General features: G+C 72.0%; 14 protein-coding genes. 11 read left to right on the top strand and 3 right to left on the bottom strand.

Annotated features, from left to right (window positions below; genetic code table 11):
* Positions 1-11: 11 nt before the first annotated feature.
* Positions 12-992 carry an aldo/keto reductase gene (locus Aeryth_RS08940; RefSeq protein ID WP_067857457.1) on the bottom strand — a complete coding sequence of 327 codons (981 nt, stop codon included), beginning with the start codon at positions 990-992 and terminating at the stop codon, positions 12-14.
* Positions 993-1069: 77 nt separating this feature from the next.
* Here Aeryth_RS08940 and pafA point away from each other — a divergent pair, with 77 nt between their 5' ends.
* The 8 genes from pafA to Aeryth_RS08900 all read left to right on the top strand — a co-directional run bounded on the left by pafA (position 1070) and on the right by Aeryth_RS08900 (position 10282).
* Positions 1070-2431 (top strand): Pup--protein ligase, encoded by a 1362-nt coding sequence (gene pafA, locus Aeryth_RS08935; protein WP_067857454.1) that lies wholly within the window; start codon positions 1070-1072, stop codon positions 2429-2431.
* Positions 2432-2539: 108 nt separating this feature from the next.
* Positions 2540-3463 (top strand): FKBP-type peptidyl-prolyl cis-trans isomerase, encoded by a 924-nt coding sequence (locus Aeryth_RS08930; protein WP_067857452.1) that lies wholly within the window; start codon positions 2540-2542, stop codon positions 3461-3463.
* 20 nt (positions 3464-3483) lie between these two features.
* Positions 3484-4470 (top strand): helix-turn-helix transcriptional regulator, encoded by a 987-nt coding sequence (locus Aeryth_RS08925; RefSeq protein ID WP_067857450.1) that lies wholly within the window; start codon positions 3484-3486, stop codon positions 4468-4470.
* Positions 4467-5432 carry a helix-turn-helix transcriptional regulator gene (locus Aeryth_RS08920; protein ID WP_067857447.1) on the top strand — a complete coding sequence of 322 codons (966 nt, stop codon included), beginning with the start codon at positions 4467-4469 and terminating at the stop codon, positions 5430-5432. Before Aeryth_RS08925 ends, Aeryth_RS08920 begins: the two co-directional genes overlap by 4 nt.
* A 25-nt stretch (positions 5433-5457) precedes the next feature.
* Positions 5458-5721, top strand: a complete 264-nt coding sequence (gene tatA / locus Aeryth_RS18510; protein ID WP_083516367.1) for a twin-arginine translocase TatA/TatE family subunit — start codon at positions 5458-5460, stop codon at positions 5719-5721.
* Between the two features lie 3 nt (positions 5722-5724).
* Positions 5725-6582 carry a twin-arginine translocase subunit TatC gene (gene tatC / locus Aeryth_RS08910; RefSeq protein ID WP_236749699.1) on the top strand — a complete coding sequence of 286 codons (858 nt, stop codon included), beginning with the start codon at positions 5725-5727 and terminating at the stop codon, positions 6580-6582.
* A gap of 33 nt (positions 6583-6615) precedes the next feature.
* Positions 6616-7485, top strand: coding sequence for a YegS/Rv2252/BmrU family lipid kinase (locus tag Aeryth_RS08905; protein WP_067857443.1), 870 nt, complete (start codon positions 6616-6618; stop codon positions 7483-7485).
* Between the two features lie 19 nt (positions 7486-7504).
* Entirely contained in the window at positions 7505-10282 is a 2778-nt protein-coding gene (locus tag Aeryth_RS08900) for a DEAD/DEAH box helicase (RefSeq protein ID WP_067857439.1), read from the top strand.
* On the opposite strand, the gene Aeryth_RS08895 is transcribed toward Aeryth_RS08900, so the two are convergent.
* Positions 10272-11234, bottom strand: coding sequence for a 5'-3' exonuclease (locus tag Aeryth_RS08895; protein ID WP_067857435.1), 963 nt, complete (start codon positions 11232-11234; stop codon positions 10272-10274). The two genes, Aeryth_RS08900 and Aeryth_RS08895, sit on opposite strands and share 11 nt — an antisense overlap.
* 286 nt (positions 11235-11520) lie before the next feature.
* Positions 11521-13074, bottom strand: a complete 1554-nt coding sequence (locus tag Aeryth_RS08890) for a M20/M25/M40 family metallo-hydrolase (RefSeq protein ID WP_067857433.1) — start codon at positions 13072-13074, stop codon at positions 11521-11523.
* Between the two features lie 107 nt (positions 13075-13181).
* Between Aeryth_RS08890 and Aeryth_RS08885 the strand changes: the two genes are divergently transcribed.
* From Aeryth_RS08885 to Aeryth_RS08875, 3 genes are read left to right on the top strand one after another with little or no spacing between them, the layout of a single operon-like run.
* On the top strand, positions 13182-14258 hold the full coding sequence (locus Aeryth_RS08885) for a M24 family metallopeptidase (RefSeq protein WP_067857430.1): 1077 nt from the start codon (positions 13182-13184) through the stop codon (positions 14256-14258).
* 13 nt (positions 14259-14271) lie between these two features.
* Entirely contained in the window at positions 14272-15771 is a 1500-nt protein-coding gene (lnt, locus tag Aeryth_RS08880) for an apolipoprotein N-acyltransferase (protein ID WP_067857427.1), read from the top strand.
* 14 nt (positions 15772-15785) lie between these two features.
* Positions 15786-16577: a polyprenol monophosphomannose synthase gene (locus tag Aeryth_RS08875; RefSeq protein WP_083516602.1), complete on the top strand. Its 792-nt coding sequence runs from the start codon at positions 15786-15788 to the stop codon at positions 16575-16577.

Genomic DNA, 16577 nt, shown 5'->3' with positions numbered 1-16577 from the left:
CCCGCTGGTGCTCACCAGCGGGGGTGGACCGCCTCGCGCAGGTGCTCGTCGTAGATCCGCTGCACGCCCTCCAGCACGGAGGCGTCGAGGGTGACGTCGGCGGCCGACGCGTTGCCCCGTGCCTGCTCGGGGTTCCGGGCGCCGGGGATGACGGTGCTCACGCCGTCCTGCGCGACGACCCAGGCGAGGGCGGCCTGCGCCGGGGTCACGTCGTCGGGCAGCAGCGCGGCGAACTCCTGCGCGGCCTGCACGCCGACCTCGAAGTCGACGCCGGAGAACGTCTCGCCCACGTCGAACGCCTCGCCGTGGCGGTTGTAGGTCCGGTGGTCGTCGGACGCGAACGTCGTGTCGCGCGTGTAGCGGCCGCTCAGCAGACCGCTCGCGAGCGGGACGCGCGCGATGATGCCGACGCCGGCCTCGCGGGCAGCGGGGAGCACCGCGTCGAGCGGCTTGAGCCGGAACGCGTTGAGGATGATCTGGATCGACGCGACGTTCGGGCGGGCGATCGCCGCGAGGGCCTGGTCGCACGTCTCGACGCTGACGCCGTACGCGGCGAGCACGCCCTCGTCGACCAGCGTGTCGAGCGCGTCGTAGACCTCGTCGTCCTCGACGACGGCCGTCGGGGGGCAGTGCAGCTGCACGAGGTCGAGCGTGTCGACGTCGAGGTTGCGGCGGGAGCGCTCCGTCCACGCCCGGAAGTTCTCGATCACGTAGTTCTCCGGCACCTGGTCCAGGCGGCGGCCCATCTTCGTGGCCACCGTGAGATCCAGGTCGGGGTGCGCGCGCCGGAACGCGGCGATCGCCTGCTCGCTGCGACCGTCGCCGTACACGTCGGCGGTGTCGAGGAAGGTCACGCCGGACTCCACGGCCGCCTCCAGGACGGCGGCGGCGTCATCGCTGCTCACGTCGCCCCAGTCCGCTCCGAGCTGCCACGTGCCGAGACCGACGACCGACACGTCGCGGCCGGTCCTTCCGAGAGTCCTGTGCTCCATGGCGACGACCCTACGGCTGCCTCGCGTCCGCGGCGCTTCGAACCCCATCGGCTGGTACTCAGGACTACGCTGACGACATGGACCGGCGGATCTTCGGGATCGAGAACGAGTACGGCGTCACCTGCTCGTTCAAGGGACAGCGCCGTCTGTCGCCCGACGAGGTCGCGCGCTACCTCTTCCGACGGGTCGTGTCGTGGGGACGCAGCAGCAACGTGTTCCTGCGCAACGGCGCGCGGCTGTACCTCGACGTCGGCAGCCACCCCGAGTACGCCACGCCCGAGTGCGACGACCTCGTCGACCTCGTCACCCACGACCGCGCGGGGGAGCGGATCCTCGAGGGCCTGATGATCGACGCCCAGCAGCGCCTCGCCGACGACGGCGTCGACGGCGACATCTACCTGTTTAAGAACAACACCGACTCCGCCGGCAACTCCTACGGGTGCCACGAGAACTACCTGGTCGGTCGAGGCGGGGAGTTCAACCGGATCGCCGACGTGCTGATCCCGTTCCTCGTCTCGCGGCAGATCATCTGCGGCGCGGGCAAGGTGCAGCAGACGCCGCGCGGCACGATCTTCTCGGTCAGCCAGCGTGCGGAGCACATCTGGGAGGGCGTCTCGAGCGCCACGACCCGCTCGCGGCCCATCATCAACACGCGCGACGAGCCGCACGCCGACGCCGAGCGGTTCCGGCGCCTGCACGTCATCGTCGGCGACTCGAACATGAGCGAGACCACGACGCTGCTCAAGGTCGCCACGACCGACCTCGTGCTGCGGATGATCGAGGCCGGCGTGGTCATGCGCGACATGACCCTCGAGAACCCGATCCGCGCGATCCGCGAGATCTCCCACGACATGACCGGGCGTCGCACGGTCCAGCTGGCCAACGGCCGCGAGCTGTCGGCGTTGGAGATCCAGGCCGAGTACTTCGCGAAGGCGGCGGAGTTCGTCGACCGGCACGGTCTGCACACCCCGACGATCGACCGGACGATGGACCTCTGGGAGCGGACGCTCAAGGCCGTGGAGTCCGAGGACCTCACGCTCGTGGAGCGCGAGATCGACTGGGTCATCAAGTTCCGCATGCTCGACCGCTACCGCACCGCGCACGGTCTCAGCTGGGCCGACCCGCGCATCGCGCAGCTCGACCTCGCGTACCACGACATCCGCCGCGACCGCGGCATCTTCTACCTGCTGCAGAACCGGGGCGCCGTCGCCCGGGTGACGAACGACCGCGACGTCTTCGCCGCCAAGTCGGTCCCGCCGCAGACCACGCGCGCGAAGCTGCGCGGCGACTTCATCAAGCGTGCGCAGGAGCGTCGCCGCGACTTCACGGTCGACTGGGTGCACCTCAAGCTCAACGACCAGGCGCAGCGCACCGTGCTCTGCAAGGACCCGTTCCGCGCCGCCGACGACCGGGTCCAGAGACTCATCGACGGCATGTGAGCACGGGCGTCGCCCGACGTCCGCAGCGTGTTCTGGGCGGTCGTTCAGGCTGCTCTTGGTCGGTGCCGATAGCGTGACGGAGGCCATCACCTCGACGAAAGTGATTCCGTGCGTCGCCATCTCGCCCTCGCCCTGACCTCCGTCCTCGCGCTCGTGCTCGCCGGCTGCGGTGCCGGGTCCGACGGACTCGACGACGTGAAGGTCAGCTCGGCCAAGAGCCCCTCCGTCACGGTCCCCGACGACTTCACCGCGTCGGCCACCGAGACGCGTGTCGTCAAGGAGGGCAGCGGCGCCGAGGTGAAGGACGGCGACACCGTGAAGCTGAACTACGTCGCGGTCAACGGGCGCACCGGCAAGCAGTTCGACAACTCCTTCAAGGCCGAGCGCCCGCTCACCACGAAGCTGTCGACCGAGAGCGTGCTGGCGGGCTTCGTCAAGGGACTCACCGGCCAGAAGGTCGGCAGCCGCGTGCTCGTGGCGATCCCGCCGAAGGACGGCTTCAAGGACGGCCAGGCCCAGACGCAGGCCGAGCAGACCCTCGGCGTGAAGAAGGACGACACGATGGTCTTCCTGTTCGACATCGTCGGCAAGGTCGGCACCGAGGCCAAGGGCACGGCCGAGAAGCTGCCGAGCAGCGTGCCGTCGATCGTGCTGAAGGACGGCCAGCCGAGCGGCTTCAAGGACGGCAAAGACGTCACGAAGGACCCGAAGCGCGCCGCCGCGTACGTCGCGATCAAGGGCGACGGCGAGAAGGTCAAGAAGGGCGCGGAGATCACCGCGCAGTACGTCGGCCAGGTCTACCCCGACGGCAAGGTCTTCGACAGCAGCTGGGGCCGCGGTGCGCCGGCGTCGTTCTCGCTCGACCAGGTCATCGCCTGCTGGAAGGACGAGCTCCCGGGCCAGACCATCGGCAGCCGCGTCGTGCTGGTCTGCCCCGCCGACAGCGCCTACGGCGACAAGCCGCCGGCCGGCAGCGACATCAAGGCGGGCGACACCCTGGCCTTCGCGATCGACATCCTGGACGCGTCCTGACCGTCTGACATGCTGGGGGCGTGGCCGACCGCAAGACCGAGAGGTTGATGAACCTCATCTTCACCCTCCTCGTCACCCGTCAGTACCTGTCGAAGGACCAGATCCGCCAGGCGATCGCCGACTACCGCGAGTCCAACCAGGTCGCGTTCGAGCGCAAGTTCGAGCGCGACAAGGAAGAGCTGCGCGAGCTGGGCATCGCCGTGGAGACCGGCACCAACGACAAGTACTTCGACGACGAGCCCGGCTACCGCATCCGCCGCGACACCGCAGAGCTGCCCGACCTCGACCTGACCCGCGAGGAGGCTGCGGTGCTGGGCCTCGCCGCGCAGGTGTGGGAGCACGCCGGGCTCGCCTCGAGCTCCACCTCGGCGCTCGTGAAGCTCAAGGCCGCCGGCGTCGACGTCGACACCGACGTGCTCCGCATGGCCGAGCCGAAGCTGTCGGCCCACGAGCCGGCCTTCGAGGTCGCGCTCGACGCGGCGGCCCGCAGCGTCCCCGTGCGCTTCGCCTACCGTCGCCCCGGCGCCGACGAGCCGTCGCAGCGGCACGTCGAGCCGTGGCGGATCCTCTCGTGGCGCGGTCGCTGGTACCTGGTCGGCCACGACGTCGACCGCGACGCACCGCGCATGTTCCGCCTCTCGCGCGTGGTGGGCGACCTCGAGCTGGACGGCGAGCCGGGAGCGTTCCGCCGCCCGCCGGAGGAGGTCGTCTCGGCGGCCGCCACCGCACTCTTCCCGCGCCCGTCCGACCGCGTCGCCCGGCTGAGCGTGGCCGAGCGCCGCGCGAACGCACTGCGACGCACCGCCACGCACGTCGAGGCCGGCCCCGACGGCCGCGACGTCCTCGTGGTCCCGTTCTCCACGGGGTGGGACCTCGCGGCCGAGATCGCGTCGTACGGGCCCGACGTCGTCGTGCTCGACCCGCCCGACCTGCGCGACCAGGTCGTCGCCCGGCTGCGCGCGGTGCTGGCGGACACCGGACTGCCGAGCCCGGGGGTGGGCGCGTGACGCGGCCCGCGAACCGCTCCGCGCAGCAGGTCGTGCGGATGCTGGCGCTCGTGCCGTACCTGCAGGGCAACGACGGCGTGCCCGTGCGCGAGGTGGCCCGCGAGTTCGGGGTGACGCCCAAGCAGATCCGCGACGACCTCCGCCTGCTCATGTTCACGGGCGTGGGGGAGTACGCCGGTGAGCTGATCGACGTCGACCTCGCCGCGCTGGAGGTCGACGACGTCATCCACATCCGCGACGCCGAGTTCCTCAGCCGGCCCCTGCGGCTCACGGCCGACGAGGGCGTGGCGCTCGTGGCTGCCCTGCGCACCCTGCGGGCGTCGGCGTCGGGTTCGCAGCTGCCCATCGTCGACGCGGCGCTCGCGAAGCTCGAGACGGCGGTGGCCGCCGAGGGTGCCGTCGAGGCGGTCGACGTGCACGTCGCCGACGTCGACCCTGCCGTGCGCGACACCGTGGCCGCGGCGCTCGCCGACGGGCACCGTCTCGAGATCGACTACGCGACCGACTCCCGCGACGACGTCACGACGCGCCAGGTCGACCCGCAGCGGCTCTTCACGCGCCAGGGCCACACCTACCTCGAGGCGTACTGCCTGCGCGCCGACGACGTGCGCTTCTTCCGCCTCGACCGTGTCGTCCGCGCCGACGACACCGGTCGTCGCGCCCAGCGGCACGACGCGACGTCGCGCGACCTGGGCGACGACCTCTTCGAGGTGGGTGAGCAGACCCCCTCGGCCGTCCTCGACCTCGACCCCGCCGCGCACTGGCTCACCGAGTACTACACCGTCGAGGAGCTGGGCGACGTCGCCGGCCGACGTCGCGTGCGCCTGTACGGTGGCGACGAGGCGTGGCTGCGTCGGCTCGTGCTGCGCAACGGCGGCACCGTGCACGTCGTCGAGCCGGACGCACTGCGCGTACAGGTGCTGGACACCGCCCGTTCAGCACTTGCGGCGTACGATGGATGAGACCGCACCCGACGAAAGAGACACCATGTTCAGGCAGATCGGCCCCACGGAGATCCTTCTCATCCTCGGCGTGGTCCTGCTGCTGTTCGGAGGCCGCAAGCTCCCTGAGCTCGCCCGTGGCTCCGGACGCGCGCTCCGCATCTTCAAGTCCGAGGTCAAGGAGCTCAAGGACGACGAGAAGCCGTCCCACGACCTCGACGGCGAGGTCGTCGACGACTCCGGCGCGCGGACCGAGGCAACCACCCGCTCCGAGCAGCTGCGCCGCGACGGCACGTCCGAGCAGGCGTAAGTCTTGGCGTCGCTGAGCGGCGCGCCGTCCGGGGCCGCGGGCGGCACCATGCCCCTCGTGGAGCACCTGCGGGAGCTCCGCTCCCGACTCACGCGCGCGGTCCTCGCGATCGCCGTGTTCACGATCCTCGGGCTGGTCTTCTACGCCCCGATCCTGAACTTCCTCACGCACCCGTACAACGAGATGCGTCCGCTGCTCGAGCGCGAGGGCATCGACACGCAGCTGATCATCACCGGCGTCGGCGGCGCGTTCCAGTACCAGCTCAAGATCTCGCTGGTGTTCGGGCTGCTCGCGTCGAGCCCGTTCTGGCTGTGGCAGATCTGGGCGTTCGTGCTGCCCGCCCTGCACCGCCACGAGAAGCGCTGGGCGCTGCTGCTCGCCGGTACCGGCGCGCCGCTGTTCATCGGCGGCGCGGCGCTGGCCTACGTGGTGCTGCCGAAGGCGATGGAGATCCTCATCGGGTTCGTGCCCGACGGCTTCGGCTCGCTCGTCACCGGCGCCGAGTACTTCGACTTCATCGTCAAGATGATGCTGGTGTTCGGCGTCGCGGCCGAGATCCCGCTGGTCGTCGTGCTGCTCAACCGGCTCGGACTGGTCTCGGCGAAGCAGCTCGCGTCGGCCCGGCCGTGGACGATCATCGGCATCTTCGTGTTCGCCGCCATTGCCACGCCCACGACGGACCCGCTGACCATGCTGTTCCTCGCGGTGCCGATGACGATCCTCTACCTCATCTCCGAGGTGATCGCGAAGCTCACCGACCGCAAGCGTGGACGCGAGCGGGTCGACGAGACGGCGGACGACGACGCGTCGCCGCTGGACGGGCCGTCCGAGCTCGAGGGTCCGTCGTCGGTCGACGACTGAACGACGGACGGGGGACCCCCTAGGCTGTCCGCCATGCTCGTGACGTTGGTGGTGAACCCGGTCTCCGGCCGCCGCCAGGGCGAGCGGATCGCCGCAGCCGCCGCGGCGCGACTCACCGGCGCGGGGCACCAGGTGGCCCGGATCCACAGCAGCGACGGGGCCCAGGCGCGGGAGGCGGTCGCGCGCGACGTCGCGGCGGGCACCGAGCTGGTGCTCGTCGTCGGCGGCGACGGGCTGCTGCACGACGTGCTGCCGGCCGTGGCGGAGCGCGACGTCACGGTCGGCCTGCTGCCCGCAGGGACGGGCAACGACACCGCCCGCGCGCTGGGCCTGCCCGTCGGCGACCCGGACGCGGCGCTCGACGTCGTGCTCCGCGGACGCACCCGTGTCGTCGACCTCGCGAGCACCGACCGGGGTCACGTCGTCACCGTGGTGGCGTCGGGGTTCGACTCGAAGGTCAACGAGCGCGCCAACGCCATGAGGTGGCCGCGCGGGAACCAGCGCTACAACCTCGCGATCCTCGCCGAGCTGCGGACGTTCCAGCCGCTGGCGTTCACCCTCGACCTCGACGGCACGCGCCTCGACACCGAGGCGATGCTGGTGGCCGTCGGGAACGGTCCGTCGTTCGGCGGCGGACTGCGCATCGCCGAGGGCGCGCTCATGGACGACGGCCTGCTCGACGTGTGCGTGATCCGACCGGTCAGCAAGGCGAGGCTCGTGCGGGTGTTCCCGCAGCTGTACCGCGGCACGCACGTCGACCTGCCGGAGTTCGAGCGGCACCGCGTGCGTCGCGTGCACCTCGCGTGTCCCGACGTCGTCGCGTACGGCGACGGCGAGCGTCTGGGCCCGCTGCCGCTCACCGTGACGGTGCTCGAGCGCGCGTTGCGCGTGCTCGTGCCCTGAGGGTCCGTAGGCTGGGGGCATGACGAGCCCGGCCGAGAAGTTCGCCCAGGCCTCGGCCACGAGACGTCACCCCCACCTCGCGGAGTTCCGCGGGCTGCACGGGTTCACGCTCGACCCCTTCCAGGTAGAGGCGTGCCAGGAGGTCGAGGCGGGCCGCGGCGTGCTCGTGGCGGCGCCCACCGGGTCGGGCAAGACGATCGTGGGCGAGTTCGCCGTGCACCTCGCGCTCGCCACCGGGCGCAAGTGCTTCTACACGACGCCCATCAAGGCACTCTCCAACCAGAAGTTCCACGACCTCGTCGAGCGCTACGGTGCCGACCGGGTGGGACTCCTGACCGGCGACAGCACCGTCAACGGCGAGGCGCCCGTCGTCGTCATGACGACCGAGGTGCTGCGCAACATGCTCTACGCGGGCTCGCGCACCCTCGACGGCCTCGGCTACGTGGTCATGGACGAGGTGCACTACCTCGCCGACCGCTTCCGCGGTGCCGTGTGGGAGGAGGTCATCATCGGCCTGCCCGAGTCGGTCAGCGTCGTCTCGCTGTCGGCGACGGTCTCCAACGCCGAGGAGTTCGGTGACTGGCTGAGCGAGGTGCGCGGGTCGACCACGACGATCGTCGAGGAGCGCAGGCCCGTGCCGCTGCACCAGCACGTGCTCGTGGGCCGCAAGATGTTCCCGCTGTTCGAGGACGATGCGGCGGAGTCGGCGCCCGGGTCCGGGAACGAGGCGGTGCGCGTCAACCGTCAGCTCGAGAGCATGGCCCGCCAGGACTGGCAGCTCGACCGTGCCCGCAAGGGAGGCGGTCGCGGGCGGCCGCCGAAGGGCCACCGGCGCCCGCAGAGCCGGCACCGCACGCCGAGCCGCGTCGAGGTGGTCGAGAAGCTCGAGGCCGAGGGTCTGCTGCCCGCGATCGTGTTCGTGTTCAGCCGAGCGGGCTGCGCCGCGGCCGTCCAGCAGCTGCTCGACGCCCGCGTCATGCTGACCACCCCCGACGAGCGTCGCGAGATCGAGGACCGCGTCGACGAGGCGTGCGCGCACCTGCCCGACGAGGACCTGCACGTGCTGGGCTTCCACGAGCTGCGCGAGGGGCTCGGTCGCGGTGTCGCCGCCCACCACGCCGGCATGCTGCCCGCGTTCAAGGAGGTCGTCGAGCAGCTGTTCAGCGACGGCCTCGTCAAGGTCGTGTTCGCCACCGAGACGCTGGCGCTCGGCATCAACATGCCCGCCCGGTCGGTCGTCATCGAGCGGCTCACCAAGTGGAACGGCGAGGCGCACGTCAACGTGACGCCGGGGGAGTACACCCAGCTCACCGGCCGCGCGGGGCGTCGCGGCATCGACGTGGAGGGTCACGGCGTGGTGCTGTGGCAGCCGCAGCTCGACCCCAAGCAGGTCGCCGGCCTCGCCTCCACGCGGACCTACCCGCTCAACTCCTCCTTCCGCCCGTCGTACAACATGGCGGTCAACCTCGTCGACCAGATGGGGCGCCGGCCCGCGCGCGAGCTGCTGGAGCAGTCGTTCGCGCAGTTCCAGGCTGACCGTGCCGTCGTCGGGATGGTGCGTCAGATCCGCAAGGCCGACGACGCGCTCGAGGGGTACCGCGAAGCCGCGCAGTGCCACCTCGGCGACTTCCTGGAGTACGCACGGCTGCGGCGCGAGCTGGGCGAGATCGAGTCGTCGGGGGCACGTCAGCGCAAGGCCGACCGACGTCAGGACGCGGTCGCGTCGATGGCGAGGCTGCGCACGGGCGACGTCATCAACGTGCCCGGTGGCAAGTTCGCGGGACTCGCCGTCGTCCTCGACCCGGGTGTCGTCGGTGCGGCCGAGGCGCCACGGCCGCTCGTGCTCACCGCGAGCCGCCACTCGCGTCGTCTGGGCCCGGTCGACTTCCCGGTGCCCGTCGAGCCGATCACGCGGATGCGGATCCCCAAGTCGTTCAACGCCCGCAACGCGCAGGCCCGCCGCGACCTCGCGTCCTCGCTGCGCAGCCGGGCCGAGGGGCTGCGCTGGCAGACCGACACGCCCTACCGTCCCGACCGGCCCACCGAGCGGGTCACCGACGAGCGCACCGACCCGCGTGTGGCCGAGCTGCGTGCCGCGCTCAAGGCGCACCCCTGCCACGCCTGTCCCGACCGCGAGGCGCACGCCCGGTGGGCCGAGCGGTACACGAAGCTCGAGCGCGACACCGAGCAGCAGCGCCGACGCATCGAGCAGCGCACGAACACCGTCGCCCGTCAGTTCGACCGCGTCTGCGACGTGCTCGACGAGCTCGGCTACCTCGACGGGGACACCGTCACACCGGACGGTCGGCGCCTGCAGCGGCTCTACAGCGAGCTCGACCTGCTGGTCAGCGAGTGTCTGCGGCGGGGGGTGTGGGACGGGCTCGACCCCGCCCAGCTCGCGGCCGTCCTGTCGGGGCTCACCTTCGAGAGCCGCAAGGACGACCCGCCGGCGCCGCGCTTCCCCGACCGCACGACGCTCGACGTCTCCGAGGAGATGGCGTTGCTCTGCACCGACCTGCAGGCGCTCGAGCGCCAGCACCGGGTGAAGTTCCTGAGCACGCCCGACTTCGGGTTCGCGGAGACGGCGGCGGCCTGGGTCGGGGGCGCGTCGCTCGACGACGTCCTGCGGACCACGGGCATGGCGGCCGGCGACTTCGTGCGCGCCATGAAGCAGCTCATCGACCTCGTCGCCCAGGTGGCCGACGCGGCCGGGCCCGGCCCGCTGCGGACCACCGCCCGCCAGAGCCTCGACGGTCTGCGGCGCGGCGTGGTGTCGTACTCCTCGCTCAGCGGCTGAGCGCGGCCGTCAGGCGCTCGACGACACCGCCGAGCCCCCACGTGGTGCCGAACGCCTCCAGCGCGTCACGCTGCTCCGGCGCGAGCGGGGCGAGGGCGCGGACGACGTCGGTGCCGCACACGTCGTCGCGCACGCGCACGACCTGGCGCATCACCCCGACGAGCTCCTCGTTCTCGACGAGCGAGGCGCGCACCCGCGGCTTCACGGCCGAGTCGGGGTCGTGCGCCGCCGTGAGGATGCCGTCGAGGTCGCCGTAGGCATCGAGCAGGAGGGCCGCGGTCTTCTCGCCGATCCCCGGGACGCCCGGGATGCCGTCGGACGTGTCGCCCCGCATGGTCGCGAAGTCGGCGTACTGCTGCGGCTCCACGCCGTACTTGGCGCGGATCCAGGCCGCGTCGACCACGTCGGCCGAGGACACCCCACGGGCCGTGTAGAGGACCCTGACGCCGGCGTCGTCGTCGACGAGCTGGAAGAGGTCGCGGTCGCCGGTGACGATGTCGACGGGCCCGTCCCAGGCCTGCGCGAGGCTGCCGATGACGTCGTCGGCCTCCGCACCTTCGCGGCCGACGACCGGGATCGCGAGGATGCCGAGCGCCTCGGCGATGAGCGGCACCTGCGGCGTGAGCAGCTCGGGCGACTCCTCGGCCGCGCCGGTGCCGCCCGCGCCGTCGCTGCTCGCCTCGCCCAGGCCGTCCTCGCCGGCCTGCGCGACGCGGTGCGTCTTGTACGACGGCAGCAGGTCGACCCGCCACTGCGGGCGCCAGTCGTCGTCCCAGCACGCCACGACCGCGTCGGGACGATGCTGGTCGACCAGCGTCGAGACGAAGTCGAGCAGACCACGCAGCGCGTTGACGACCGTCCCGTCCGGCGCCTTGAACGAGTCGGGCACGCCGTAGAAGGCGCGGAAGTACAGGCTCGCGGAGTCGAGCAGGAGCAGGCGTCCGGTGGTCACGCGCTCAGCCTAGGCCGTCGTCAGGCTGGCGGATGGGCGCAGAGTCCAGGATCGGCCGAGCGCCTCCGATCAGTCGGCGTCGACGTTCGCGCGTCGAAGACCAGCGTCCCCGCCGTCGCCGCACGGGATTCTCACCGGTGCACGGAAAGCAAGCCGTGCACGCGTCGGTTCCCCGTGCGCGGTGGAGATTCCCAGGTCGACCTGGGAATCTCCGCGACCTGGAACACCATCGCCCATCCGGCGGGGCCAGATGGGCGATGGTGTTCCGAAACGTGGGGACTGCTCGTCAGCGCTGGGCTGCGGGGCCCTCCGTGACCTTCGGGGCCTTCTTGGCGGTGGCGTTGGTGCGCACCTTGGTGCGGGCGCCGTCGCCGTACAGACCCTTCTTCGACAGGCCCAGGGTGGCGACGGCGTGGGCCGCGCCGTCGGTGAGCTGGCCGAGCACCGTGGTGTTCACGCGGGTGATGTCGTCCTGCGGCGTGTGGTAGTTCGGGTCGAGGATCTCGCCCGCCGTCCCGCCGTAGATGCTCGCCTGACGCTCGGTCTTCACGTCGTCGGCACCGCTGAACAGGCCGCCGGCCGGGATGCCGTACTGGATGAACGGGCCGTAGTCGGAGCGACCGTCGAACTCGGTCGGGTCGGTCGCGAGCCGGGCGCGGCCGAAGTAGTCGGTGAAGACCTTCTCGATCTGGGCCGAGCCCGCGGGACCGGCGGTGCCGAACGACGAGCCGTCCCCGTCGTAGACCAGCCGCACGTAGTTCGGCGAGCCGAGCATGTCGAAGTTCAGGTTCGCGTAGATCTTCGAGCGTGCGCCGTCCGACAGCGTGTCGACGTAGTGCTGCGAGCCGAGCAGGCCCAGCTCCTCCGCTCCCCAGAACGCGAACCGGACCGGACGCTGCAGCTTCTTCGTGTAGCCGGTCTTCGCCAGCTGCTTCGCGATCTCCAGCGTGCCGGCGACGCCGGTGCCGTTGTCGTTGATGCCGGGCCCCTCGGGCACCGAGTCGAGGTGCGCGCCGACCACGACGACCTGGTCGTCGTGCTTCGTGCGACGCGGCCAGTCGGCGATGAGGTTGTGCGTCTCGCGCTCCAGGTCGGTGACCGTGTCGGTCGTGACCGTGGCCGTGGCGCCACCCGCGCGGACGTCGTCGACGAGCGCCACGGCGTCGTCGTACGACAGGCCCACGACCGGCAGGTCGACCGGCGAGCCGAGCGTCCCGGTGGCCAGCTCGGTGCGGTCGGGGTTGCCCTCGTTGAAGATGATCACGGCGTCGTAGCCGGCGGCCTGGGCGTTCGACGCCTTGAGGCCGAAGTCGCAGGTGCCGCGCTGCACGAGCGCGACCGAGGGCTCCGTGGGAGCCGGCTCGAAGTCGGCCTCCTCGCAGCCCGACGTGCTGCTCGGCGTGGGCGAGGCCGGGATGACGACGTCCTTCGTGGGGACGACCGGCCCGGTGACCGAGCCGGAGCCGGAGTAGGTGAAGACCCCGGTCTCGAGCGTCTTCTCCTCAGGCGTGCGCTGCACGAGCGTCGCCGGGCTGTTCTCCGCGAAGAACGGGAAGGTGAAGGTCTGCTTGCGGACCCGGTAGCCGGCCGCTCGCAGCGTCTTGGCGACGTAGTCCGACGACGCCTCGTAGCCCGGCAGCCCCGACGCGCGGTTGCCGCCGTTGCGGTTCGCGATGGTCTGCAGCTGACGCAGGTGCTGGAGCACCCCGTTGACCTGGACGGCCTGCGTCAGCCTCGTCGTGTCGACCTCCGGCTTCGAGCCACCGGCGACGGCCGGTGACGCGGAGACGAGGCCTGCGGACAGGACGACCGCTGCGGTGGCAGCGACGATCTTGCGCATGGGGATCCCCCGATCCACTCGTGATGTGATCCGTACACCCTAGGGGAGACGCGCCGCCACGGCACCTGTCGACGGCTGCGGCGGGCTCCACGACGTAGGCTCGACGCGTGACCTCCCGTTGGACCCGTGCCCAAGACCTCGCCCGCAGCCGGTCCGTCGGGGCCCTGCTCATCACCCCGGGCGCCGACCTGCGCTACCTGACCGGCTACCACGCCAAGCCGCTGGAGCGGCTGACCTGCCTCGTCGTGCCCGCCGACGGCGACCCGGTGCTCGTCGCGCCCGCGCTGGAGCGCGCCGCCGCGGAGGCGTCGGGCGTCGAGGTCGAGATCGCGACGTTCGGCGAGACCGACGACCCCTACGCCCTCGTCGGCTCGCTGCTGCCCGCCGACGCCGTCGTCGCGGTCGACAACCAGATGTGGGCCGAGCGGGTGCTCGCCTTCCAGCGACGCTTCGCCGACGTCCGGCTCGCCGGCCCGCTGCTCGCGGAGCTGCGCATGCGCAAGGACCCGCACGAGGTGGCCGCCCTGCGCGACGCCGGTGCCGCGATCGACCGCGTGCACCAGCGCATGGGGGAGTGGCTGCGACCCGGCCGCACGGAGCGTGAGGTCGGCGCCGACATCGGCCGCGCCATCCTCGAGGAGGGGCACGAGCAGGTCGACTTCGTCATCGTCGGCTCCGGCCCGAACGGCGCGTCCCCGCACCACGAGGTCTCGGACCGCGTGATCCAGGAGGGCGACCCCGTCGTCGTCGACATCGGCGGCACGAACGCGGCCGGCTACTGCTCGGACTGCACCCGCAACTACCTGGCCGGAGGTACGGCCCCGCGCGAGTACCTCGACGCCTACGCGGTGCTGGAGGAGGCGCAGCAGGTGCAGCGCGAGCACGCGCGACCTGGCGTCACCGCCGAGTCGGTCGACGCGGTCGGACGTCAGGTGCTCGCCGACGCCGGGCTCGGAGACCTCTTCATCCACCGCACCGGCCACGGCATCGGCACCGAGACGCACGAGGAGCCGTACATCGTGGAGGGCAACGAGCTCGTCCTCGAGCCCGGCATGGCCTTCTCGATCGAGCCCGGCGTGTACCTCGAGGGTCGCTACGGCGCGCGGATCGAGGACATCGCCGTCTGCACCGACGACGGCCTCGAGGTGCTGAACAACACCTCCCGCTCCCTGACCGTCCTGTGACGCGGCGTCGACCGTGAGGTGGTACCTGGCGGCGCCGCTCGCCGCGGTCGCCGGCCTGTTGAGCGCCGCCGCGTTCGACCCGTGGTCGGTGCCCTACGCGATGATCGTCGGCGTCGCGCTGCTCGTGTGGGTGCTGCGTCGTCAGCGTGACGTCCGGGTCGCGGCCGTGCTCCTCTCCGGTGCGCTCTACGGGGCGGCCTTCATGGGTCCGCTCATCTGGTGGATGAATGCCGTGAGCAGCGGCGCGTACGTCGCCCTCGTCGCCGCGCAGGTCGTGATGCTGGCGGTGATCGCCGTGCCGCTGCGCGCAGCCCTGCGGCTGCCGGGCTGGCCGCTCTGGGGCGCTGCTGCCTGGGTGCTGGGGGAGCAGGTGCGCAGCGGCTTCCCGTTCAGCGGGTTCCCGTGGGGCCGGCTCGCCCACACGGCGATCGACACCCCGCTCGCCCCCTACGCCCGTCTCGTCGGCATGCCGGGGACGTCGGCGCTGCTGTTCGTGCTCGCGGCGATGCTCGTGGTGCTCGCCGGCGCCGGGGTCGCCCGGCGCTCGCTCGCCGTCGGCGTCGTGGTCGCGGTGGTCGTCGCGGGTCTGTTCCTGCCGTCGGGGCTCGCCGGGGGAGGCCCGGAGCGGCGGATCGCGGCCATCCAGGGAAACACGCCGGGTGCGTTCCTGACGTGGCCGCGCGGCGAGATCGGCGCCCTGCACCTCGCCGAGACGCAGCGCTACGCCGACGCCGTGTCCGCCGGCACCGAGCGCGCCCCGGACCTCGTCGTCTGGCCCGAGAACGCGCTCGACGTGGACCCGTTCGCCGACCCCGTCCTGGCCGGGCGCATCCAGGCCCTCGTGCAGCAGCTCGGCGCGCCCATCCTCGTCGGCGCGATCCTCGACGGGCTCTCCGACCGCACCGCCTACAACGCGGGCATCGTCTGGGACGGTGACGGCCCCGGCGAGGTGTACGTCAAGCGCAAGCTCGTGCCCTACGGCGAGTACGTCCCGTTCCGACGCGAGCTCGGCGACCTCGTGCCGCGTGTCGACCGCGACATCCCGCGCGACATGCTCCCCGGTCGACGGGCCGGCGACCTGCGCGCCGGGTCGGTCGTCGTCGGCGACACGATCTGCTGGGACATCGCCTACGACGGCGTCGTGGAGCAGGCCGTCCGTGGCGGCGCCGAGGTGCTCGTGGTCCAGACGAGCAACGCCAGCTTCACCGGCACGTCGCAGCCCGACCAGCAGTTCAAGATCTCCCGCCTGCGCGCCATCGAGACCGGACGCTGGGTCGTCGTGCCGTCCACGAACGGCATCAGCGGCATCATCGACGCGAGCGGTCGCGTCGTGGCCGAGGCGCCGCGGGAGCAGCCTGCGACGCTCGTCGCCGACGTCGGCACGGCGACCGGCCAGACCCCCGCGACGCGGGCCGGACGCTGGCCGGCCGTCGCGCTGATGACCCTCGGGCTCCTAGGGTGGGTCCTCGGAGCACGTGACCTGCGCCGGTCGCGTCGGAGGGAGCACGCGTGAGGGTCCTGGTCGTCATGCCCACCTACGAGGAGGCGGACAGCCTCCCGGGGGTGCTGCAGCGTCTGCGCACGTCGGAGCCCGACGTCGACGTGCTCGTCGTCGACGACGCGTCGCCCGACGGCACGGGCGAGCTCGCGGAGCAGGTCGCGGCGACCGACCCCGGCGTGCACGTGATGCACCGTAGCGGCAAGGCCGGGCTCGGCGTCGCCTACCGCGCGGGCTTCGCCTGGGGCCTCGAGCGCGGCTACGACGTGCTCGTCGAGATGGACGCCGACGGCTCGCACCTGCCCGAGGAGCTGGGTTCGCTGGTCGAGGCCGCCCGGACGGCCGACCTCGTCATCGGGTCACGCTGGGTCGCCGGCGGCTCCGTCGTGAACTGGCCGTGGTACCGCCGGCTGATCTCGCGTGGAGGCACTCTCTACGCGCGGGTCGCGCTCGGGCTGCCCGTCCACGACGCGACGGCCGGGTTCCGCGCCTTCCGTGCCGACACGCTGCGCCGCATCGACGTGGCCGGCGTCGCGTCGCAGGGCTACTGCTTCCAGATCGACATGACCCGTCGGGTGCACGAGGCGGGCCTGCGGGTCGTCGAGGTGCCGGTGACGTTCGTCGAGCGCGAGCTCGGCACGTCGAAGATGAGCTCGTCGATCGTGCGGGAGGCGCTGTGGCGCGTCACGGTGTGGGGACTGGCACGGCTCGTCCCCGGACACCGCCGCCGCGCCCGGCGGATCGCCCCCGGACACGGCGAGACCCCGGCACCGGGCCGGGGTCTCGGATCGTCGTCCGACGTGGGGCGCGAGCCCCGCTGA

This window comes from Aeromicrobium erythreum, from assembly GCF_001509405.1.
In the GTDB taxonomy this organism is placed as follows: domain Bacteria; phylum Actinomycetota; class Actinomycetes; order Propionibacteriales; family Nocardioidaceae; genus Aeromicrobium; species Aeromicrobium erythreum.
Note: the sequence above shows the minus strand (reverse complement) of the source record. Positions and strands in the feature narration are given on the sequence as shown.